Origin of the sequence: Pseudomonas frederiksbergensis (assembly GCF_003732705.1) — a bacterium.
GTDB classification, from domain to species: Bacteria; Pseudomonadota; Gammaproteobacteria; order Pseudomonadales; family Pseudomonadaceae; genus Aquipseudomonas; species Aquipseudomonas frederiksbergensis_F.
On the sequence record NZ_MOBR01000014.1, the window covers coordinates 31,824 to 54,440 of the forward strand.

A 22,617-nucleotide genomic window follows, 5' to 3' on the forward strand; every position below is an offset into this window, starting at 1 on the left:
AGCAAAAAACGGATTGAACCCCGCCCTTCCTCGCGTTTTCAAAACTCCATCAGCGCCGATCCCTGACCAGGGAAAGCGTCATTGGAGGAAAACCCGATGAACAGTAGATGCCTGCTTGTGCTTTTGCTCGCCAGCCTGAGCCCCGCCTGGGCCATGGCGCAAGGCTGTGACGTGCAGACCCGCTCCCAAAGCCCTTCGGTACCGGTCGTCGAATCCCACAGTTGTTATGAATACGAAGGCATGCCGGTGAATTCCATCGACTGGTCCTGCAGCAATGAAAGCAAGGACACGGTGGTCAGCACCAAGAAAAAGGTCGAACACTGCGCCGATCATTACCAAGCCACCTGCATCGCCACGTTGACCCAGGAATCCCTGGCCAACCCGCATTCCACCAGCAAGGACAAAAACGCCACATCACTGAACATTCCCGACAATGCTCAGGTCACGACGTATTACTACGGCGTGGAACACTTCGAACAAGCGCGGATTGATTGCGAGTCGGGCGGTGGGCACTGGAAAACGAAGTAGCTGCTGCCCTAAAAAGGGGACAGATTTATTTTCTGGAAAATAAATCTGTCCCCTTTTAAGAGATCTGAGCTTCGACCGCCGCTTTATCGATCACAGACCACACAGCGCAGATCTTCCCGTCCTTGAACTCGTAAAACACATTTTCGCTGAACACCACCTGCCGTCCATTCACCGGCAAGCCAAACAGTTCCCCCACCGGCGTGCAGTCGAAGCACAGTCGGGCGGCGATGTGCGGTGGGTCGGCGATGAGCCGTTCAATCTCGAAACGCAGGTCAGGGATCGTGCGGAAGTCCCGTTCCAGCATCGCCCGATAACCGGACAACCCGACGTGTTCGCCGTTGTAATGCACGTTTTCATCGAGAAGTTGCCCCAGGAGCGGCCAGTCCTGGCGGTTGAGGCAGTCGATATAGGCGCGGTAGGTGTCGCTCAGTGTTTGTTTGTTCATTACCCAATCTCTCCCTTTGAACCCTTTTAAGCCAGGGCCAAACCCTCTGCATCCGTTATTTATGCTCAGTTCCCAGCTTAATAATATTTTACCGATACCAGGGTGAACCCTAGTCTTGACCCCAAGAGATGGCAGGCCATAACCGACCTGACTCCCACTTCGAAGGGTAAAGAGATGACCACTGAAAAAATAAAAACAGACACGCTGATTGTTGGCGCCGGTCAGGCTGGCGTGGCCATGAGTGAACACCTGAGCAAACTCGGAGTGCCGCATCTGGTGCTGGAGCGCAATCGCATTGCCGAACGCTGGCGCACCGGGCGTTGGGATTCGTTGGTGGCCAATGGTCCGGCCTGGCACGATCGTTTTCCTGGCATGGAGTTTGACGACCTCAGCCCCGACGGCTTCGCCCCGAAAGAGCGGGTAGCCGATTATTTCGAAGCCTACGCCAAGAAATTCAACGCGCCGATTCGTACCGGCGTGGACGTGTTGAAGGTCGAGCGCAATCTCGGTCGCCCCGGTTTCACCATCCAAACCTCCGAAGGCGTGATCGAAGCCAACCGCGTCGTGGCGGCCACCGGGCCTTTCCAGCGTCCGGTGATCCCGCCGATTGCACCGAAAGACGCGCCGTTCACCCAGATCCATTCCGCCGAATACCGCAACCCTCAGCAACTGCCCGAAGGCGCGGTGCTGGTGGTGGGCGCCGGGTCGTCAGGGGTGCAGATTGCCGATGAATTACAGGGTGCGGGCAAGAAGGTTTACCTCTCGGTGGGTGCCCACGACCGCCCTCCCCGCGCCTATCGCAACCGCGATTTCTGCTGGTGGCTGGGCGTACTGGGTGAGTGGGATCAAGCGGCGATGAAACCCGGCCGGGAACACGTGACCATCGCTGTCAGCGGCGCCCATGGCGGCCGCACCGTGGACTTCCGTGGCCTGGCCCACGCCGGCATGACGCTGGTCGGCCTGACCCAATCATTCAATGGCAGCGTGGCGACTTTCCAGCCGAACCTGGCGGAGAACCTGGCCCGTGGCGACGACAACTACCGGGCGCTGCTCGATGCCGCCGACGCCTACATCGAGCGCAATGGCCTGGACCTGCCGGAAGAACCCGAAGCCCGCCACACCTTCCCGGACCCGGACTGTGTGAGCAACCCGATTCTGGAGCTCGACCTGGTCAAGGCCGGCGTGACCTCGATTATCTGGGCCACCGGTTTTGCCACGGATTACAGCTGGATGAAGGTCAATGCCTTCGACGACAACGGCAAACCGCAGCACCAGCGCGGAGTGTCGAGCGAGCCCGGCGTGTATTTCCTCGGCCTGCCCTGGCAGTCCCGTCGCGGCTCGTCGTTTATCTGGGGTGTTTGGCACGACGCCAAGTACGTCGCGGACCACATCGCCATCCAGCGTTCGTACCTTGAGTATCGCGATGCGGACCAGCGTGAAGCCGAAACCGCCCAAGCCGCCCATAAAACCAGCGTCAGCGCTTAATTCTTGTTCAGGAGCTTCACATGTCCACGCCAACCCACACTCGTATTCGCATGTTCAACACCAAGGAAACCTACCCGAACCAGAGCCTGGACAATGACCTGTGCCAAGCCGTCCGCGCCGGCAACACGGTGTATGTTCGCGGCCAGGTGGGCACCGATTTCGAAGGTAACCTGATCGGCCTCGGCGACCCGCGTGCGCAAGCCGAGCAAGCCATGCGCAACGTCAAACAGTTGCTGGAAGAAGCCGGCAGCGACTTGAGCCACATCGTGAAAACCACCACCTACCTGATCGACCCGCGTTACCGCGAGCCGGTGTATCAGGAAGTCGGCAAGTGGCTTAAAGGGGTGTTTCCGATTTCGACCGGGCTGGTGGTGTCGGCGTTGGGGCAGCCGCAGTGGTTGATGGAGATTGATGTGATTGCGGTGATTCCTGAGTAGGGAAACAGACCGAGGTGCGGCCTTCGCGGGCAAGCCTCGCTCCTACATTTGGAATGCGTCCCCCTGTAGGAGCGAGGCTTGCCCGCGAAGGCGCCCGCCCAGACACCCTTTTCTCCAAGTCTGAACAAGGAGCAAAACCCATGACCTTCTCCATCGCCGCAAGATGCCCCGAAACCGGTCAGTTCGGCATCGCCATCAGTTCCTCCAGCATCGCCGTCGGCGCCCGCTGCCCGTGGCTGCTGCCGGGTGTCGGCGCGGTCTCGACGCAAAACATCACCCTGCCGTCCCTCGGCCCGGAAACCCTCGCCCTGATGGAGCAAGGCCTCGCGCCCGCCGATGCGCTGGACAAAGTGCTGACGCGCAACGGCTACAGCCAATACCGCCAGATCACCGCGATTGACCACCTCGGCCGCACCGCGCATTTCAGCGGTGCGCAAACCCTGGGCAACCACAACGCCGTATCCGGCGAGCAATGCGTGGCCGCCGGCAACATGCTGACGGATCGTTCGGTGATCGAGGCCATGGTCCGTGCCTTCGAACAGGGTGAAGGTCACCTGGCCGACCGCTTGCTGGCCGCGATGCAAGCCGCAATGGTGGCGGGCGGTGAAGCCGGACCGGTGCATTCTGCCGCGATGGTGGTGGTCGGCGAACTGACCTGGCCGATCATCAACCTGCGGGTCGATTGGGCCGATGAAGACCCGATCGGCCAACTTGAAAAACTATGGAACGCCTATCGACCGCAGGTTCAGGATTACATCGACCGTGCTCTCGCCCCCGACCGGTCCCCAGGTTATGGCGTCGCCGGAGACGACCGATGAACAGCAGTCGCGATTTGCTGGAAACCTTGGTGGCGTTCGACACCACCAGCCGTGAATCCAACCTGCACCTGATCGAATTCGTCCGCGGCTACCTCGCCGGCTTCGATGTACCGTGTGAACTGGTCTACAACGACCAGCGCAGCAAGGCCAACCTCTTCGCCACCATCGGCCCGGCCAACCTGCCGGGCATCGTGCTGTCGGGGCACACCGATGTGGTGCCCGTCGACGGCCAGCCGTGGACCGTTGCGCCGTTCGAGCTGACGGAGCGCGAGGGCAAGCTGTACGGCCGTGGCACGGCGGATATGAAAGGTTACATCGCTTGCGTGCTCGCCTTGGTACCGTCACTGGTTAAGGCTTCACTAAAGCGGCCGGTGCACATTGCGCTGTCCTACGATGAGGAAGTCGGTTGCCTGGGCGTTCGCTCGCTGCTCAAGGTGTTAGAGCAACGCCCGATCAAACCGATGCTGTGCATCATTGGCGAGCCGACCGAACTCAAACCGGTGCTCGGCCACAAAGGCAAACTGGCGATGCGTTGCGACATTCACGGTGAAGCCTGCCATTCGGCGTACGCACCGCTCGGGGTCAACGCGATTGAATACGCCGCCGAATTGATCGGTGAGCTGGGGCGAATTGGCCAGCGACTCAAGGCGCCGGAGCATCACGACACGCGGTTCGATCCGCCGTTCAGCACCGTGCAAACCGGGGTGATTTCCGGTGGTAAGGCGTTGAACATCGTCCCCGCCGATTGCCGCTTCGACTTTGAAATCCGCGCCCTGCCCTCCCACGATCCAAGCGAAGTTGCGCAGCAATTGAAGACCTACGCCGAGCAGCAGGTTTTGCCGCGTATGCGTGCCGTAAGTGAGCAGAGCGCTATCCGTTTCAGTGAGTTGTCGGCCTATCCCGGTTTGGTGACGGACACTCGCAGCGAAGCCGCTGAATTGATCGCTGCTTTCTCAGGTTCCAGAGAGTTCGGGACAGTCGCGTTTGGTACCGAGGGCGGTCTGTTTGACGCGGCGGGCATCCCGACGGTGGTGTGCGGTCCGGGCAGCATGGATCAGGGCCACAAGCCGGACGAGTTTGTCAGCGTCGAACAATTGAACGGCTGCGACGCCCTGCTGCAGCGGATACTCGCATCGATCAGTTGAGCGATTGGCCCGACGTTCAGGTGTAAAGTCGGGCCAGTTCCTCCTGGCAATAATCCACGAACAACTGCACCGGTTTGGTCAGTTGCGACCTTCTGAGCCACGCCGCCGATAATCCCGAGCCGGTTACCGTTTCTGCGAGCGGGATGCACACCAGTTTCTGCCCGTCATAGGTGTAGGGTGAAAACGGTTTGGTCACCAGAATCGAAAAGCCAAAACCGCGTCCGACCATGCCGCGCACCATCTCGATCGAAGGCGAGCTGAAGACGATGTGCGGGGTCAATCCGCGCTCCTCGAAGATGCTGACGAAATAGGTGCGACTCGGCACCACGTCGAGCAGAATCATCGGCTCCAGCACCAGGTCATCCAGCGACACTTTCGCCTGCTGCGCGAAGCGATGGTCCGCCGGCAGCAAGGCGTACGGTTGTTGTGGCGGCATCAGCGCAACGGTCTCGATCGTGCTGTCCAGATCGTGTTCGAACAGCATCGCCACATCGATGCTGCCAGCGGTCAGGGCCTGCACCAATTCCTGTTGCTCGCCATCGCGAATGCGGATCTCCACCCCCGGCCAGCGCTCTTTGAAACCGGCGATCAAACGCGGCAGGTACAGCGGCGCCACGGTTTCAAAACAGCCGATATCGATCTGCCCCGCCACCACGTCATTGTCCGCCAGCGCGTTCTGCTCAAACTCGTGGGCCACCCGCAGCAACTCCAGGGCCTTGCGGTAAAACCGCGAGCCGCTCGGCGTCAGCGAAACACCCTGGGCGTGATGGCGGATAAACAGCTGCACGCCGAAGCTTTCTTCCAGGTGTTTGATCGCCGTCGACACCGATGGCTGGGCGATATAGAGCTTGCGCGACGCTTCCGCCACGCTGCCGCACTCGGCGGTGGTGACGAAATAACGCAGCTGTCGCAGGTTGTAAGCGGCCATGCGGATCTCCAGAAAAACACACCACACCCATAATCCTGTAGGAGCAAGGCTTGCCTGCGATAGCGATCTCACGGGCGCCATCGCGGGCAAGCCTTGCTCCTACAGAGGGCGGTGTGGGCTGGTTAACAGCGGGAACACCGCACCCAGAACATACCGGACCCACCCAAGCCCCGGGCATATTTTTTTTAAGGTTTGAAGCAACAAACTTACTAATTTATCTATGCCGATGCTTTGCACATGATCACCCCAACAAGAAAAGCGTCGCCCACGCGGCGCTCACCGAAGTACGTCCACGTACTCACATTGCCTTGGAGTTCGTCATGGTCACCTCCGCAACAACGTCCGCTCCGCTGATCGAGAAGCACACGATCGGCTACGTCCCGCCGCAAGATCGCCATGGAAAGGTCCGGGATTTGTTCACCCTCTGGTTCGGCGGCAACATCGCGCCGCTGCCCATCGTCACCGGCGCCCTCGGCGTGCAACTGTTTCACCTGAACCTGGTGTGGGGCGTCGTCGCCATTCTGGTCGGGCATCTGGTCGGCGGTGTGCTGATGGCCCTGCACTCGGCGCAAGGTCCGCAAATGGGCATCCCGCAAATGATCCAGAGCCGCGCCCAGTTCGGCTCCCTCGGCGCGCTGCTGGTGGTGTTGATCGCCGGCATCATGTACATCGGTTTCTTCGCTTCCAACATCGTCCTGGCCGGCAAGTCGCTGCACGGCGTGGTCGACAGCGTGCCGGTGCCGGTGGGCATCGTCATCGGCGCCCTCGGTTCAGGGATCATCGGCATCATCGGCTACCGCTTCATCCACGTGCTCAACCGCATCGGCACCTGGGTGCTCGGCGCCGGCATCGTGCTCGGTTTCGGCTACATCTTCACCCACGTGCAGACCGCCGACTTCCTCACCCGCGGCAGCTTCAACATCTCCGGGTGGCTGGCCACGGTTTCGCTGGCAGCGCTGTGGCAAATTGCGTTTGCGCCGTACGTCTCTGACTACTCGCGCTACCTGCCGGCGGATGTGCCGGTGGCCTCGACCTTCTGGACGACCTACCTCGGAACGGTGCTCGGCTCCAGCCTCTCGTTCATCTTCGGCGCCGTCGCGGTACTCGCCACACCGGTGGGCATGGACACCATGGACGCGGTCAAACTCGCCACCGGTTCCATCGGCCCGCTGATGCTGGTGCTGTTCCTGCTCAGCGTCATCAGCCACAACGCCCTCAACCTCTACGGCGCCGTGTTGTCGCTGATCACCCTGGTGCAAACCTTCGCCTACCGCTGGATCCCCACCGCGAAAAGCCGCGCCGTGCTCTCAGTCATCGTCCTCGGCGCGTGCTGCTTCGCTGCTGTCGGTGCCTCGGCGGACTTCATCGGCCACTTTGTCGACATGGTGCTGGTGCTGCTGGTGGTGCTGGTGCCGTGGACCGCGATCAACCTGATCGACTTCTACGCGATCCACAAAGGTCAGTACGACATTGACTCGATCTTCCATGTCGATGGCGGGATCTATGGGCGCTACAACCCGCAGGCGTTGTTGGCCTATGCGATCGGGATTGCGGTGCAGATTCCATTTATGAACACGCCGTTGTATGTCGGGCCGATTTCCGAGCACATCAATGGCGCGGACTTGTCCTGGCTGGTGGGGTTGGTGGTGACTTCGCCGCTGTATTTCTGGTTGGCGAGTCGGGACAGTGCCTATAAGCGTCGGTTGTCCACGGGCAAACTGGCCAGCAGCGTGTAACCTTCCCGCCTGAAAAAACCCGCACTCGGTTGCGGGTTTTTTTATGAATTGCCATGTGTTTCCTTCGTCCTTCCTTACGTCGCAGTTCTTCACTGCCCGTTCCTGCACGTCTGGAGTTTCCCAATGCCCTCGCCCAAATCCCTGCCCGCCGCGCTGCTGGGCCTGGCCCTCGTTTGTCCGGCCCTGGCCGAAGCCGAAGGCCTGGAGCTTGGCCAAGTGCTGATCGGGGCCGAGGAATTGAGCGGCGAAGACGCGTCGGTCGAGGACGCTAGAACCCGGCTGCCCCAGGTGCCCGGCGGCACCAACGTGGTTGACCTGCGCCGTCCGTTGCAGGGCCGCGTGGCCAGCAACCAGGATGTGCTGGCGTATCAGCCGGGGGTCTACGCGCAGTCGGCGGGGAATGAAGGGGTGAAGATTTCGATTCGCGGCTCGGGCATCAACCGCGCACCCGGCGCTCATGCCTCGGGGTTGTACACGATGCTCGACGGCCTGCCGCTGAGCGGCCCCGGTGGCACGCCTTATGAATTGCTGGAACCGCTGTGGCTCGATCGCGTGGAAGTGCTGCGCGGCGCCAATGGTTTCGACCGGGGTGCCCTGGCCTTGGGCGGGGCCATCGATTACGTCAGTCACACCGGCTACGACGCGCCGAAGTTGCAGGTTCGCTACGCCATGGGCAGTCATGGTTATCAGCAGCGCCAGGTCAGCTCCGGGCAGGTGCTGGGGGATTTCGATTACTACGTGTCCATGACCGACGCGAACGCCGATGGCTACCAGGATCACACCGCCAGCGAGAGCCAGGGGGTGATCGCCAACTTCGGTTACCGCTTCAACCCGAATCTGGAAACCCGTTTCTATTTCCGCTATCGCGAGACTGACAACGACCTCGCCGGCCGCGTGACCAAGCACTCCATCGAGCATGATCCACGGGCCGCCAACCCGGCCTATGTGTCGCGGGACGACAGCCGCAAGCAACCCGGCAGTACTTTTTTCGGCAACAAAACCACCTACTACATCGACGACGATTCGAGCATCCAGACCGGCCTCGTCTACCACGACTATCCGATGGATTTGCGCGAGGGGCCGAACCGCTTGAAGGTGGCGTACACCGACGTCAGCGGCACGTTCGACTACAAGCGGCGCGATACGCTGTGGGGCCTGGAAAGCCGCAGCACCGTGGGTTTGCGCGTGACCAAGCACTTGCCCAATGACGGCGCCAGCGAACTGGTGCGCATCCCCACCGGCAACACCGCCGGCTACGCGCCGGGCACGCACATGCGCAACTTCACCTACCAGGGTTCGGACACGGTCCTGCATGTGGGCAATGACCTGGAGATCGCCGACGACCTGTGGCTGACCACCGGCCTCGCCGCGATCTACACCCGTCGCGAAAGCGCCGTGACCTACCCGCAAGACGGCGGCAAGACCAGCATGAACGACTGGGACTATGCCCCGCGTCTGGGCCTGCGCTACCAAGTGACGCCGGACCTGCAAGTGTTCGGTAACCTCAGTCGCTCGGTCGAAGCGCCGCACCCGTGGTCGCTGATCTACAGCTCCAATATCCGCTTCCCGGCGGGCAGCGGCGCCGCCACCGGCGCCCAGCGCGATCCGATCAAACTGCAAAACCAGACCGCCACCACCCTGGAACTTGGCGGTCGCGGCGACAGCACAATCGGCCAATGGAGCCTGGCTTGGTACTACGCTCAGGTGCGCCACGAATTGCTTTCGGTGTTGCCGGACGCCAACGCCACCACGCCCTACGAACTCAACGCCAGCCCCACCGTGCACCAGGGCGTGGAAGCCAGCCTGCAAAGCAATCTGTGGACGCGGGACGATGGCGGCCAGTTGAGCCTGCGTCAGAGCTACACCTTCAGCGACTTTCACTACCGCGACGACGACCGCTTCGGCGACAACCGCCTGCCGGGCCTGCCGATGCACTACTACCAGGGCGAACTGCGCTACGACTGGCCCCAGGGTTTCTTCGCCGCGTTCAACACGCAGTTAGTCTCCAAAGTGGCGGTGGATTACGCCAACAGCTACGACGCCGATCCTTACGCCCTGTTCGGCGCCACCCTGGGCTACAACGAGCCCAAGGGCGACTGGCAGACCTGGCTGGACCTGCGCAACCTGACCAACAAGCACTACGCCGCCACCGTCACCCCGGGCTACGACGACAAGGGACTGGACGCCGCCCGCTCAACCCCGGGTGAAGGCCTGGCGGCGTACGTCGGGTTGTCGTGGAGCCTGCGCTGAGGCTGGCGCAAGGGATCAATTGATCCCCGCAACCTTGCCCACGCCACTGTCCCAGCCACCGCCCAACGCTTTATAGATCGCGACGATGCCCCGGTACTGATCGGTTTCACCCAAGGCCTGGGCATCTTCGGCGTTAAGGCGCTCGCGCTGTGCATCCAGCAGCACCAGGTAGTCCACAGTGCCTTCCTTGTACTGGATCGCCGCGAGGTCGGCGGCGGCACGGCTCGACTCACTCTGCTTGATCAACGACAACAAGCGTTGTTGGCGTTTGCCATAGTCGCTGAAGGCGTTTTCCGATTCTTCCAACGCCAGCAACACTTGCTGCTCATAAGTCGCCAGGGCGCCTTCGGCATTGGCGTCGGCGCCACGGATGCGTGCTCGCACACTGCCGAGGTCAAATGCCGCCCAGGTAATGCTCGGGCCCAGGCTCCAGGCTCGGGCGGCGCTGGAACCGATCTGCGAACCACGGCCCGCCGTGAAACCGAGGAAACCGCTCAAACTCACTCTCGGGAACAGGTCGGCGGTGGCCACGCCGATATCCGCCGTGGCGGACGCCAGCCTGCGCTCGGCCGCGAGCACATCGGGACGCCGACGCAGCAGTTCGGCGGGATCACCGATCGGCAGCGCCTTGGCGATGGCCGGCAACTCGGCGGGACTCAACGACACGCTCAAGGTATTCGGGCGCTCGCCCAGTAGCGTGGCGATACGGTTTTTCTCCCGTACCTGCTCCGCTTGCAGTTGCGGCACCGTGGCCTCGACCGCCGCCAGCCGTGCGTCGGCCCGCACCACGTCGAGTTCATTGCCCACGCCTGCATCCCGCAGGCTGACCGTCACGGCCCGGGAATCCTGCTGGTTTTTCAGGTTGGCCAGGGCGATTTTTTCCCGCAGTTGCGCGCCACGAAGTTGGCCATAGGCGTCCACCAGTTCAGCAATCATGGTCACGCGAAGCTGATACAAGTCCGCTGCGGCGGCGTCTTCCTGGGCATCGCTGGATTCTAGTTGGCGCTGGATCCGCCCAAACAAATCGACTTCCCAGGCCATGTCCAGGCCCAGGTCATAGCGTTCCTGATGGACCCGGCTTTCGGTCTGGCCCGGCACTTGCCCTTTGCCTTGTTGGCTGCTGACGCGGCTGGTGACCACCGGCAGATTGTCGTTGCTGACGTCATCGCGAATCGCCCGGGCCGCTTTCCAGCGGGCAAAGGCGACGCGCAGATCGCGGTTGCCTTCCAGGGATTTGCTCACCAATTGGTTGAGCGTCGGGTCATCGAACTGCTGCCACCACACCGTTTCAAACCGCGATTGATCGTAGTGCCCGCCCTGGATCGACACCAGGGTGGCCGGCGCGGTGTCGGGGGTTTTGTAGTCGGGGCCCACGGTACAAGCGGCCAGTGCGGCGACCAGAAGGCTGGGTAAAAACAGCTTGAAAGCGTTCATCAGTGGGCCTCCGAATTCAGCGAATGGGTTGGATTAATGCGAACCGCTTTGCGCGCGTTCTTGCGCTCGATGGCGCGGCGAATCAACACGAAGAACACGGGCGTCAGCAGCAAGCCGAAGAAGGTCACACCGAGCATCCCGGAGAACACCGCCACCCCCATTGCCCGGCGCATTTCCGAGCCGGCGCCGGTGGACGTCACCAACGGGATCACACCCATGATGAAGGCGAAGGACGTCATCAGGATCGGCCGCAACCGCATGCGACAGGCTTCCAGGACGGCATCCAGCGGCGACATGCCCTGCTCCTGTTTATCCTTGGCGAACTCGACGATCAGAATCGCGTTCTTGCAGGCCAGGCCCACCAGCACGATCAGGCCGATCTGGGTAAAGATGTTGTTGTCGCCCTTGGAAATGATCACCCCGGCAATCGCCGACAGCAGGGTCATCGGCACGATCAGGATCACCGCCAATGGCAGGCTCCAGCTCTCGTACAGCGCCGCGAGGACCAGGAACGCCAACAGCACGCAGAGCGGGAACACCAGCAGCGCCGTGTTACCGGACAGAATCTGTTGGTAGGTCAGGTCGGTCCATTCGTAGGTCATGCCGTTGGGCAGTTCTTCTTTCAGCAACTTTTCAATCGCTGCCTGGGCCTGGCCCGAGCTGTAGCCCGGCGCGGCGCTGCCGTTGATTTCTGCGGTGACGAAGCCGTTGTAGTGGGAGACGCGGTCAGGTCCGGAGGTCGGGCTGATCTTGACGAAGGTCGCCAGCGGGATCATCTCGCCCTTGTTGTTGCGTACTTTCAACTGACCGATCTGCTCCGGCTCCTGGCGGAACTGTTGCTCGGCCTGCACGTTGACCTGATAAGTCCGGCCAAAACGGTTGAAGTCGTTGGCATACAGCGAGCCCAGGTACACCTGCAACGTGTCGAAGATGTCGTTGATGGCCACGCCGTGGATCTTGGCTTTTTCCCGGTCAATGGCGGCGTCAACCTGGGGCACGTTGACCGTGTAACTGGTGAACAGATTCGCCAGTTCCGGAACACTGCGGCTCTTGCCGATGATGTTCATGGTCTCTTTGTACAGCTCTTCGTAACCCAGGTTGCCCCGGTCTTCGATCTGCAAGCGGAAACCACCGATGGTGCCCAGGCCCTGGACAGGCGGCGGCGGGAACACCGCGATGTAGGCGTCCTGGATGCCACCGAACTTGGCGTTCAACGAAGCGGAAATCGCGCCGGCGGACAGGCTCGGGTCTTTACGCTCATCGAACGGCCGCAAACCGATGAAGGCGATGCCGGCGTTCGGGCTGTTGGTGAAGCCGTTGATCGACAGGCCCGGAAACGCTACGGCGCTGTCGAAACCCGGCTCGTTCATGGCGATGGTGCTCATGCGCCGGATCACGTTTTCGGTGCGATCCAGGCTAGCGGCGTCCGGCAATTGGGCGAAGGTCACCAGGTACTTTTTATCCTGGGTCGGCACGAAACCGGTGGGCGTGGTGCTGAAGCCCATGTAGGTCATGGCGATCAGGCCGGCGTAGACCAGCAACGCCACGCTGCTGCCCCGAATGACCTTGGCCACGGCAATCACATAGCCATGGCTGGCCTTGTCGAAGAAACGGTTGAAAGGCTTGAACAACCAGCCACCGAGCAGGCGATCCAGCACTTTCGAAAAGCGGTCTTTCGGTGCGCCGTGGGCCTTGAGCAACACTGCGGCCAATGCCGGCGACAAGGTCAGGGAATTGAACGCCGAGATCACGGTGGAGATGGCGATGGTCAGGGCGAACTGCTTGTAGAACTGCCCGGTCAAGCCCGAGATAAACGCGGCGGGAACGAACACCGCACACAGCACCAGCGCCGTGGCGATGATCGGTCCGGTCACCTCGCCCATGGCTTTTTTGGTCGCCTCGACCGGTTCAAGTCCCGACTCAATATTGCGTTCGACGTTCTCCACCACCACGATCGCATCGTCGACCACGATCCCGATGGCCAGCACCAGTCCGAACAGCGACAGCGCATTCAGCGAGAACCCGAACAGGTGCATCACGGCAAACGTACCGATCAGCGACACCGGCACTGCGACCAGCGGAATGATCGACGCGCGCCAGGTTTGCAGGAACAGGATCACCACCAGCACAACCAGGATCAGTGCTTCGAACAGCGTGTGCACCACGGCTTCAATCGAACTGCGCACGAAGATCGTCGGGTCATAGACGATTTCGTAGTCCATGCCTTCCGGGAAGTTTTTCTTCAGCTCCGCCATCTTCGCCCGCACCTGGTTGGAGATGTCGATGGCGTTGGAGCCCGGGCGCTGGAAGATCGGCATCGCCACCGCTTCCTCGTTATTGAGCAAGGCGCGTAAGGCGTATTGATTGGAACCCAGCTCGATCCGGGCAATATCTTTCAGGCGGGTGATTTCGCCGTTCGGGCCGGCGCGGATGATGACGTTTTCGAACTCTTCCTCACTGACCAACCGCCCCTGGGAGTTGATCGACATCTGGAAGCTCGTGGCATTCGGTGCCGGCGGCGAGCCCAGTTGCCCGGCCGCGACCTGGCGATTCTGCTCGCGTACGGCGTTGACCACATCGGTCGCCGTCAGATTGCGCGAAGCGGTCTTGTTCGGGTCGAGCCAGATACGCAGCGAGTAATCGCCGATACCGAACATCTTGACGTCACCGATACCGTCCAGGCGCGAGAGCTCATCCTTGACGTTGAGGATCGCGTAGTTCGACAGATAGAGCATGTCGTAGCGCTTGTCCGGCGACACCAGGTGCACCAGCAACGTCAGCTCGGGAGACGCCTTGTCGACGGTGATGCCGATGCGCGTCACTTCCTCGGGCAGCTTGGGTTCGGTGCGGGTCACACGGTTCTGCACCTGGACCTGAGCGTTGTCCAGATCAGTGCCCAGGGCGAAGGTCACGGTCAGGGTGAGTCGCCCGTCCGCCGTGGATTGCGAGGACATGTACAGCATGTTCTCGACCCCGGTGATGGCTTGCTCCAACGGCGCGGCGACGGTTTCGCCAATGACTTTCGGGTTGGCGCCGGGGTAGTTGGCGTGAACCACGACGGTCGGTGGCACCACTTCCGGGTATTCGCTGATCGGCAACTGGAACAGCGAGATGGCGCCGGCAATCAGGATCAGCAGCGACAGCACCGCGGCGAAGATCGGCCGCGTGATAAAGAACTGGGAAAACTTCATGTCGAGGCTCCTTATCCGCGGGGTGCGGCGGCAGATTCCGCTTTCACCAGGGCAGGTGACTTGGCGGAATCCGGCTGATTGGCGGCTTCGATGGCCTGACGTTTTTGCGCCAGGACCGCTACGACTTCAGGACTGGCCATGGGCGCGTCCTCAGGACTGATCACCGCGCCAGGACGCACGCGCTGCAAGCCGTTGATGACGATGCGATCTTCTTTTTGCAGACCGCTGCGCACGATGCGCAAGCCCTCAAGCTTCGGCCCCAGATCGACGCTGCGGTAAACCGCTTTGTTGTCCTGATCGACCACCAGCACGAATTTTTTGCCGAGGTCGGTACCCACCGCTTCGTCCTTGATCAGCAGGCCGGGGTAAGCGGCGCTGCCCACCAGTTTCAGGCGCGCATAGAGGCCGGGGGTGTACTGGCCGTCGGCGTTGTCGAACACCGCGCGACCACGGATGGTGCCGGTTTTCGGGTTGACCTGGTTGTCGACAAAGTTCATCTGACCGAGGTGACTGTTGCCCTCCTCGTTCGACAGGCCCATGTACACCGGCGTGGCTTGGCCGCGCTGGCCCTGACGGGACAGCAGGCTGTATTTGAGGAACATGCGCTCGTCGGCATCGAAATAGGCGTAGACCTTGTCGGTGGAGACCACGCTGGTCAGCGGCGTGGTGTCGGCGGTGACGATGTTGCCGGCGGTGATTTCTGCCCGACTGACCCGGCCGCTGATCGGCGCGGTAACGCGGGTGAAACTGAGGTTCAGGCGCGCCAGGTCCAATTGCGCCTGAATGGCATCGACCCCGGCCCGAGCTTCCTGGGCGGTGGTGGTGCGGGTGTCGGCCAGTTCGGCGGAGATTGCATTACTGCTCAACAAGCGCTGGCCGCGCTGCGCTTCGTTGCCGGTGCGGATCAGGGTGGCGCGCGCCTGTTGCAGCTGCGCTTCGATGCGGTGCACTTCGTGTTCGAACGGACGTGGATCGATCTGGAACAGCAAATCGCCCTTCTTCACCAACGCGCCGTCGGCAAAGGCTACGCGGTCAATCTGCCCGGTTACCCGTGGGCGGACCTCGACGGTTTCCGGTGCTTCCAGGCGTGCGGTGACTTCGTCCCATTCCGTAATGGGCTGCTCCAGCACCTTGGCCACGGTGACGTGCGGCGCACCGATTGCCTGGGCGGCATTGGGTGTGCGTTCACACGCGGTGAGCACTACCAGCGCCAGCGCAGCAAGGGGATAACGCAAAGGTTTGAGTGACTGTTCCATAGGTAGTGTCCGCCAGACGGTTTAGGAATTTTCCGGATTCTGGGCGTCGCGCGAGGTGGCGACGAATCGAATGGAATGAAGTTGGCTATCATCTTTAATGATAGGCGTCATGTTTAAAGCCAAAAAAAGGGATCGATCCCGCTTAAGCCTTGCTTTCCGTGAGCACAACACACACGCAATCCAGCGCCGGCCCCAGCGTTTGCGCCGCATTCAGCGCCCGCTCGGTGGGCACCATCCTGCGACCGATGCGCTCGAACAACGGGTCATTGAACAGCTTGCGCAACCGCACCAGCGCCGCGCTGACCGCCGGCTGACCCAGGGATAATTGCTTGGCGGCACGGGTGAGATTGCGTTCCTGGATGAGCGCCTCGAACACCACCAACAGGTTCAGATCGATACTGCGCAGATCATTACGATTCATGAGTCCGGTCCACGTAGAGATTTTCGACTTGAGCCACAGGCTCGGGATCCGCCAGACTTGCGCCAATACAGGCAAAGCCGTTGCAGCGACTTTATATGACAGTCATAATCAATACCAGCCTCTCAGCGAAGCTTTTCCCAAGCGCCGCCGAACTGGCTACAGGAGCAGTCTCATGAAAGTCACGAAAGACCAGGCCGCCGCGAACAAAGAGTCGATCCTCAAGGCTGCATCCCGGCTGTACCGGGAAAAAGGTATCGGCGGCATCGGCATCGGTGAACTGTCGCGCTCGGTGGGCCTGACCCATGGCGGCTTCTACGGACAGTTCCCGGGCGGCAAGGAACAACTGGCTTCAGAGGCCGTGAGCCGGACGTTCGAGTCCAATATCCAGGACTGGCGCGACGCCAAATCCATTCCCGAATTGATCAAGGGTTACCTGACGCAAGCCCACCTGGACAATTGGACCGAGGGCTGCCCGATCCCCGCATTGGCCGCTGATGTGGCCCGCACCGGGGGCACCGTCAGCCATTCCTTCACCCAGGGTGTTGAGCGTTTGATCGAAACGTTGATGGCGCTGGTCGAGGGCGAAACCCATGACGCGAAGCACCAGGAATCATTGCGCATCCTGTCATCCATAACGGGCGCAATACTGATTGCCAGGGCGTTGGACAAACCCGAGTTGTCCGAGCAGTTCCTGCAATCGGTCATCAATACCTGGCCTGCTGCTCCCGAAAATGAAGAAGCGGAGCACGAACACGACGCGGAGGAACCCGTCCAATCCCGGTGCCAGGATCGCCCATAACCTCCCTCCCCAGGAGCCCTCTTTGGAACTGACGATCACTACCCTTCTGGTCACCTTCGCCGGCGTCTTTCTGATCTGCTTCATGAAAGGCGCGTTCGGCGGCGGCTTTGCGATTATCGGCATCCCGCTGCTGTCGCTGGTGATGGACCCGATCACCGCCGGAGGCCTGCTCGCGCCGTTGTTCATCGCCATGGACCTGTTCAGCCTGCGCTACTGGAAGCCGTCCACCTGGTCCAAACCGGATTTGAAGCTGCTGGTGCCTGGGCTGGTCGCCGGGATTGGCGTCGGCTATCTGCTGTTTCGGGTGATGGACCACCGGGCGATTGCCATCGTGATGGCGGCGATCACGCTGACGTTCGTCGGCCTTTGGTTCAAGGCCGGTGGCGAAGTCCGGGTACAGCCGCGTTCCTCGCCCAAGGCCGTGGCCGCCGGCATCACCTCGGGCATCACCACCATGGTTGCGCATTCGGGTGGGCCACCGCTGGCGATCTACCTGCTGCCGCTGGGCCTGAGCAAACAGATGTATGCCGGCACCACCAGTATGTTTTTTACCGTGGGCAATCTGCTCAAGGCCGGACCCTGGCTGCTGCTGGCCCCACCCACCGGCAACGTCCTGATCTTGACCGCCGTCTGCCTGCTCGCCATTCCTTGCGGCGTCTGGCTCGGTTGGCGGCTGCACGCGCGGCTGGACCAGCGCCAGATGTACCGCGCTTGCTACGGCTTGCTGGTGGTGACGGCGGTGAAGCTGCTGTGGGACGGCGTCAGTGGCTATATGACCTGAGCGCCCAAGGATCAGCGACGACGTGCGTCGAGGCTGAAACGACCGGCGCCAAACGCCACGACTTGCAACAAGCCACCGGCCATCGCGATGTTTTTGAAGAAGTGGATGAACTGGTTCTGATCCGCCAGCGCGCTGTGGAAAGCCAGCGCCGTCACTACGCTAAACACCGCCAGGACCGCCGCGACAGTGCGGGCGCGGTAACCAGCAATCAGCGCCAGGCCACCACCGATTTCAACAATGATCGCCAAGGCCAACGCCAGTTGCGGCAGCGGCAGGCCTACGGAGCTGATGTAGCCGATCATCATCGCTGGCGCAGCGAGTTTCGACACGCCTGAAAGGATGAAAATCGCGCTGAGCAGGACCCGGCCAATCAACGCCGCCGAAGCCTGGGTGACGTCGGAGCGACTCTGTTCAGAGGCGGTGGAATGAGCGATGTTTGCAGTCATGATGTATTTCCTTCAATAAGGTGCGATTCGACATGAATCGCCCGAGTGAGGAAATGATGCGTGCGGCCTGCTCATCTGAATAGCCGACAAATTTCGACGATTAGGCTCGATAAAATAGACAAGCCATCACCAAGGACTTCAACCATGCACACCGCCGAGCGAACCTCTGCCACGGGCCTGGAAGCGCACATTCGCGGCGAACGCCTGGCCGCTTCGGACGACGTGGCCGCCAATGATGTATTGGCGCAAATCTTCATTCGAGAGCGCATCGAGCAAAGCGTGATCGTGCCCGCCGTGGCGGAACCGTTGATTGTCTGGGTGCTGTCCGGTCAGGCAACCATCGAAGAGCGGGAGGCCGGCGAAGAGTGGGTGGCGAGTGAGGTCACCCAGGACGATTTCTTCCTGACCACCACCGCCGTGCCCTATGAAATGCGCTGGCGGGTGAGCAGCCCGGAGCCGTTTGTGGTGATGCACATCTACCTCGGGCTGCAACTGCTGGAGCGGGCGATTCAGGAAAACCACCAGCAAGTGACCGGTTCCATTCGTTTGCGCGAAGTCTCCGGCGGGCGTGACGAGGGGTTGTCGCAGCTGCTGGAACAGTTCCGGATCGAGCTGGCCCACCGAGGCGAAACCAGCACCCTGTGGATGCAAGGCATCGCCCAGTGCATCGCCGTGCACCTGGCACGCAACTATCTGGATGTGGACGCGCAAAACATCGTGCCGCGCAATGCGTTGCCGGCGTACAAGCTCAAGCGTGTGGTGAATGCGATGGAGGCGTCGCTGGCCGAGGCGTTTCACCTGGGCGATCTGGCCCAGGAAGCCGGCATGAGCGAGTACCACTTCAGTCGCTTGTTCAAACGAGCAACGGGGCATTCGCCCTCGCAATATTTCATCAAATTGCGAATGACCAAGGCCAAGCAACTGCTGGTTGAAACCGGCATGAGCATCATCGATATCGGCCTCGACGTCGGCTACAGCAGCGCCAGCCATTTCTCCCAAGTGTTCAAGCGTGAAGTGGGTGTGCCGCCCAGTCACTACCGGCAATGAGACCAGCGGCACAAGTGAGGCTTAACCGCCGACCGGAATGCTCATACCACCGTCCGCCATGACCACCGAACCGACGATAAAACTGGCACGCTCCGAAGCCAGGAATGCGACGATCTCGGCAATTTCCTCGGGCGCTGCGGCACGGCCAATCGGCGCCGATTTACCGTGCTCGCTCAAGAACCCCGGACCGTCCTCCATAAAGTGATTGAGCAGGTTGGTGACCACGTCACCCACGCCAATCGCGTTCACGCGAATGCCATGCTCAATCGCTTCCAGGGCCTGGGTCCGGGTCAACTGCGCCAGCGCACCTTTCGAAGCGGTATAAGCCGCAATCCCGGGGAAGGCAAAGTACGACGCATAGGAGGCAATGTTGACGATGGCGCCGGACTTTTTCTTCATCATTTCCTTGGCCGCTTCCCGGGAATGCAGGAACGCGCCCGTCACGTTCGTCTCCATCTGCCAGCTCCACTCCTCCCGGGTCAATTCCACCAGCGGTTTGTAGATGATCCGCCCGGCGTTGTTGACCAACACATCGAGCCGGCCGAAGTGCTCGACGGCCAAGGCCACCGCTTTTTCCGCCGAGCCATCGACGGTGATATCCGCCACGAACGGCATCAGTCCGGGGCGCTTTAAGGTGTTTACTTCTGGGTTGATATCCTCGGCAATCACCTTGGCACCACGGGCATGGAACAGCTCGGCAATCGCGCGGCCAATGCCACTGGCGGCGCCGGTGACGATCACAACTTTGTCAGCAATTTCGTTGGGGGTCGGCATAAAATCAGTCATTTTCAATCTCCTGTTGAGAGGGTTATCGCTTTCGACGACGCCACTGTCGCCGGTTGCGCCCCGCCACTCTTTAGGAGCCTTGCTCAGCCTGTCGGGGCCTTGCGCTTATCTGCCTGACGCGGCATTTTTCGCACTACGTCTGTACGAGGTAATACCGATGATCTCCGACCCCGGCACACCGACCCTGGACCAGTTGCGCGTGTTCCTGACCGTGGTGGAAGTCGGCAGCTTTGCCGCCGCCGCCCGCAAACTGCACCGCGCCACCTCGGTGGTCAGCTATTCCATCGCCAACCTTGAGCTGCAACTCGGCGTCTCGCTGTTCGATCGCCAGACCACCCGCAAACCGCAACTCACCGAGGCCGGCCGCACCGTGCTGGCCGAAGCCCGCACCATCGCCAGCGGCATCCATGGCCTGCGCGCCAAAGTCAAAGGCCTGCTGCAAGGGCTCGAAGCGGAAGTCCACGTCGTGCTCGACGTCATGCTCCCCGCCGAACGCGTGGTCGACGCCCTCAAATCCTTCCGCGAAGCATTCCCCACCGTAGCCCTGCACCTGCACATGGAAGCCCTCGGCGCCGTCACGCAACTGGTGATCAACCGCGGCGCGATCATTGGCGTCAGCGGCCCCATGAACGAAGGCATCGACGGGATAGAAAGAATCGCGGTCGGCAGCGTGGAGTTGATCCCCGTCGCCGCCCCCAATCACCCACTGGCCTCACACGACGCGAACACGCCGGGGGCCGGACGCGAAATGACCCAACTGGTCCTGTCCGACCGCTCGCAACTGACCAAAGACAAAGACTTCGCCGTACTCAGCAACCGCACGTGGCGACTGGCGGATTTGGGCGCCAAACACATGCTGCTGCGCGAAGGGATCGGGTGGGGAAATATGCCGGCGGCGATGGTCAAGGAAGACCTGGATTCGGGCCGTCTCGTGCACCTGAAAATGCCGGAATATCAGAGCGGGATTTATTCGTTTGAAGCGATCTACCGCACGGACCTGCCACCGGGTCCTGCGGCGCAGTGGTTGATTGAGCGGTTTTTGCAGCAGTCGGCGGTGATGTCCTGATCATCCCTCGGAACGGTCAGTACCTTCCCGGTCGTGCTCATATCGGCGCGTGAGTGGGAACGCTGGCAACCAGGATTCGCGGCGAATAATCCAGCTTTCGTAGGTGGGTTTTAGTTGATCCGGGGTGTCGAGGGAGCCGAGGTTGATTTCGATCTCGTCGTCGCTGCGAGAGAAAACGGATGAGCCGCAGTTTGGACAGAAGAAGCGTCCGGCGTAGTCGCGGGTTTCGCCTTGGATCGTTACTGCGTCCTCAGGGAAAATCGCGGAGGCGTGGAACAAAGCTCCGTGGTGTTTTCGGCAGTCGAGGCAGTGGCAGAGGCCGACGCGGTAGGGTTGGCCGGATGCTTCGAAGCGGATGTTGCCGCATAGGCAGCCGCCGGTGAATGGGTTCATTGGGGCTCTCCTCCGGTTTGGATAGTAGGTTTGTTTAACGCTAGCAGTTGGGTAGGCGATTGAGGGGCTTTGCGACAGGCACTTTGGCCACGACATTCACCTTAGATACAGGTGTTTTAGTCGATCACCCTCAAATCCACCTGATACGGTTTTTTCCCGATCACCTGACCCTTTTTCGTCAACCACCAGTCTATAAAGTGTCGGACATTCGCGCGCGATAGTGGCCAGCCAAATGTTGCTTAAACATGAGTGAGCGCCGGGGCTCGGAAACAGATAGACGCCGCGATGATCCCTCATTGTGGCCGGTAACAATATCGCTTCAAGCGAGCGGAGGAATTTGATGTCGATTGCCCAAAGGGTTTTCCACGGCAGGTTTGGCCGGGTTGCCTTGCTGAATATGGATCGTTCGCTGGTCACCCACACCCATTCCGAATGCCATGTGCTGGTCAAAGTATCCGGCGAAGACACTTACTTCAACGTCAACGGTCGCCGGGTTCCACTCAGCGATCGCACGGCGGTGCTGGTCAACGCCTGGGAGCCGCATTTCTACGATCCGCAGCCGGGTGCCGGGGCCACCCTAATCCTGGCGCTCTACATAGAGCCCGCCTGGCTGGCCACTGCCCAGCAGTCGCTGGCGCTCAGCGGTCGGCCGGACTTTTTTGCGCAGTCATGCATCGAGCTGTCGAGTCGTAATCGCACCTTGGCAGACATCCTGGTCGCCGAAGCGCATGGCTGCGGGATCGTGCCGAAAGAACGCATGGAATTCATGCTGTTCGACTTCCTGATCGAACTGATCGAGGACTTTTCAAGCTGGCGGCATTTGTCGCGACTGGGTGCGCCGAACTCAACTGAGTTCCGGGACGCGCGCGTGCGCCGCGGCACCGCCTGGTTGCTTGAGCACCTCGATGATCCGAACCCGATCGACAACGCCGCGCGAGCTTGTGGTCTGTCGCGGGCGCACTTCTTTGCGCTGTTCAAGAAAGATACCGGCATGACGCCGACCCTGCTGCTTAACGACGCGCGCATGCGACGGGCTTTTGCCTGGCTTGAGTGTGAGCGCAGTGGAACGTTGGGCCTGTTGTCGGAGAACCTCGGGTTCTCCGAGCAAGGTCATTTCACACGGTTTTTCCGTCAGCACATCGGAGCTTCACCTAGTCAGTATCGGCGTGTAGTGGATTGTTATGCGACGGTTTGAACCGAGAGGAGGACGGGGTATTGGGCAATA

Annotated in this window: 21 protein-coding genes; 12 read left to right on the top strand and 9 right to left on the bottom strand. The window is 61.1% G+C overall.

The window, feature by feature from the left end:
• The first annotated feature begins 96 nt into the window (after positions 1-96).
• Positions 97-528, top strand: coding sequence for a hypothetical protein (locus BK667_RS15835; RefSeq protein ID WP_123598184.1), 432 nt, complete (start codon positions 97-99; stop codon positions 526-528).
• A gap of 55 nt (positions 529-583) precedes the next feature.
• On the opposite strand, the gene BK667_RS15840 is transcribed toward BK667_RS15835, so the two are convergent.
• Complete coding sequence (locus BK667_RS15840; RefSeq protein ID WP_123598185.1) at positions 584-973, bottom strand: ester cyclase; 390 nt, start codon at positions 971-973, stop codon at positions 584-586.
• Positions 974-1,111: 138 nt separating this feature from the next.
• On the opposite strand from BK667_RS15840, the gene BK667_RS15845 reads away from it, so the two are divergent.
• From BK667_RS15845 to argE, 4 genes are all read left to right on the top strand, one after another.
• The gene (locus BK667_RS15845) at positions 1,112-2,458 is read left to right on the top strand and encodes a flavin-containing monooxygenase (protein WP_375539174.1); all 1,347 of its coding nucleotides are present in this window, start codon (positions 1,112-1,114) and stop codon (positions 2,456-2,458) included.
• A 20-nt stretch (positions 2,459-2,478) separates the two neighbouring features.
• Entirely contained in the window at positions 2,479-2,895 is a 417-nt protein-coding gene (locus tag BK667_RS15850; RefSeq protein ID WP_054051217.1) for a RidA family protein, read from the top strand.
• Between the two features lie 140 nt (positions 2,896-3,035).
• Entirely contained in the window at positions 3,036-3,713 is a 678-nt protein-coding gene (locus tag BK667_RS15855) for a DUF1028 domain-containing protein (RefSeq protein WP_123598187.1), read from the top strand.
• Positions 3,710-4,858 (top strand): acetylornithine deacetylase, encoded by a 1,149-nt coding sequence (argE, locus tag BK667_RS15860; protein ID WP_123598188.1) that lies wholly within the window; start codon positions 3,710-3,712, stop codon positions 4,856-4,858. The genes BK667_RS15855 and argE overlap by 4 nt, the downstream gene beginning before the upstream one ends.
• Positions 4,859-4,874: 16 nt before the next feature.
• Here the strand turns inward: argE and BK667_RS15865 are convergent, their stop codons facing one another.
• Positions 4,875-5,786 carry a LysR family transcriptional regulator gene (locus tag BK667_RS15865; RefSeq protein ID WP_123514807.1) on the bottom strand — a complete coding sequence of 304 codons (912 nt, stop codon included), beginning with the start codon at positions 5,784-5,786 and terminating at the stop codon, positions 4,875-4,877.
• Between the two features lie 320 nt (positions 5,787-6,106).
• Between BK667_RS15865 and BK667_RS15870 the strand changes: the two genes are divergently transcribed.
• Positions 6,107-7,522, top strand: coding sequence for a purine-cytosine permease family protein (locus tag BK667_RS15870; RefSeq protein ID WP_123514809.1), 1,416 nt, complete (start codon positions 6,107-6,109; stop codon positions 7,520-7,522).
• 123 nt (positions 7,523-7,645) lie between these two features.
• Positions 7,646-9,772: a TonB-dependent receptor family protein gene (locus BK667_RS15875; protein ID WP_123598189.1), complete on the top strand. Its 2,127-nt coding sequence runs from the start codon at positions 7,646-7,648 to the stop codon at positions 9,770-9,772.
• A 15-nt stretch (positions 9,773-9,787) separates the two neighbouring features.
• On the opposite strand, the gene BK667_RS15880 is transcribed toward BK667_RS15875, so the two are convergent.
• The 4 genes from BK667_RS15880 to BK667_RS15895 form a co-directional block, all read right to left on the bottom strand.
• Positions 9,788-11,206: an efflux transporter outer membrane subunit gene (locus BK667_RS15880; protein ID WP_123598190.1), complete on the bottom strand. Its 1,419-nt coding sequence runs from the start codon at positions 11,204-11,206 to the stop codon at positions 9,788-9,790.
• The gene (locus tag BK667_RS15885) at positions 11,206-14,397 is read right to left on the bottom strand and encodes an efflux RND transporter permease subunit (RefSeq protein ID WP_123598191.1); all 3,192 of its coding nucleotides are present in this window, start codon (positions 14,395-14,397) and stop codon (positions 11,206-11,208) included. Before BK667_RS15885 ends, BK667_RS15880 begins: the two co-directional genes overlap by 1 nt.
• Before the next feature lie 11 nt (positions 14,398-14,408).
• Entirely contained in the window at positions 14,409-15,653 is a 1,245-nt protein-coding gene (mexE, locus tag BK667_RS15890) for a multidrug efflux RND transporter periplasmic adaptor subunit MexE (protein WP_123598192.1), read from the bottom strand.
• A 142-nt stretch (positions 15,654-15,795) separates the two neighbouring features.
• Positions 15,796-16,074: a LysR family transcriptional regulator gene (locus BK667_RS15895; protein ID WP_123514819.1), complete on the bottom strand. Its 279-nt coding sequence runs from the start codon at positions 16,072-16,074 to the stop codon at positions 15,796-15,798.
• Positions 16,075-16,246: 172 nt separating this feature from the next.
• Here BK667_RS15895 and BK667_RS15900 point away from each other — a divergent pair, with 172 nt between their 5' ends.
• On the top strand, positions 16,247-16,873 hold the full coding sequence (locus BK667_RS15900; protein WP_123598193.1) for a TetR/AcrR family transcriptional regulator: 627 nt from the start codon (positions 16,247-16,249) through the stop codon (positions 16,871-16,873).
• A gap of 22 nt (positions 16,874-16,895) precedes the next feature.
• Entirely contained in the window at positions 16,896-17,654 is a 759-nt protein-coding gene (locus tag BK667_RS15905) for a sulfite exporter TauE/SafE family protein (RefSeq protein ID WP_123514823.1), read from the top strand.
• A gap of 11 nt (positions 17,655-17,665) precedes the next feature.
• Here BK667_RS15905 and BK667_RS15910 read toward each other — a convergent pair whose 3' ends face one another.
• Entirely contained in the window at positions 17,666-18,100 is a 435-nt protein-coding gene (locus tag BK667_RS15910; RefSeq protein ID WP_123514825.1) for a DoxX family protein, read from the bottom strand.
• A 144-nt stretch (positions 18,101-18,244) separates the two neighbouring features.
• Here BK667_RS15910 and BK667_RS15915 point away from each other — a divergent pair, with 144 nt between their 5' ends.
• A complete protein-coding gene (locus BK667_RS15915) occupies positions 18,245-19,147 on the top strand; it encodes a helix-turn-helix domain-containing protein (protein ID WP_123598194.1) in 903 nt (300 codons plus the stop codon).
• A gap of 21 nt (positions 19,148-19,168) precedes the next feature.
• Here the strand turns inward: BK667_RS15915 and BK667_RS15920 are convergent, their stop codons facing one another.
• Positions 19,169-19,933 (bottom strand): SDR family NAD(P)-dependent oxidoreductase, encoded by a 765-nt coding sequence (locus tag BK667_RS15920; RefSeq protein ID WP_123598195.1) that lies wholly within the window; start codon positions 19,931-19,933, stop codon positions 19,169-19,171.
• Positions 19,934-20,090: 157 nt separating this feature from the next.
• Between BK667_RS15920 and BK667_RS15925 the strand changes: the two genes are divergently transcribed.
• Entirely contained in the window at positions 20,091-20,999 is a 909-nt protein-coding gene (locus tag BK667_RS15925; protein ID WP_123514830.1) for a LysR family transcriptional regulator, read from the top strand.
• Here BK667_RS15925 and BK667_RS15930 read toward each other — a convergent pair whose 3' ends face one another.
• On the bottom strand, positions 21,000-21,392 hold the full coding sequence (locus tag BK667_RS15930) for a GFA family protein (protein ID WP_123598196.1): 393 nt from the start codon (positions 21,390-21,392) through the stop codon (positions 21,000-21,002).
• A 340-nt stretch (positions 21,393-21,732) separates the two neighbouring features.
• On the opposite strand from BK667_RS15930, the gene BK667_RS15935 reads away from it, so the two are divergent.
• Positions 21,733-22,587: a helix-turn-helix transcriptional regulator gene (locus tag BK667_RS15935; protein ID WP_123514834.1), complete on the top strand. Its 855-nt coding sequence runs from the start codon at positions 21,733-21,735 to the stop codon at positions 22,585-22,587.
• Positions 22,588-22,617 lie beyond the last annotated feature (30 nt).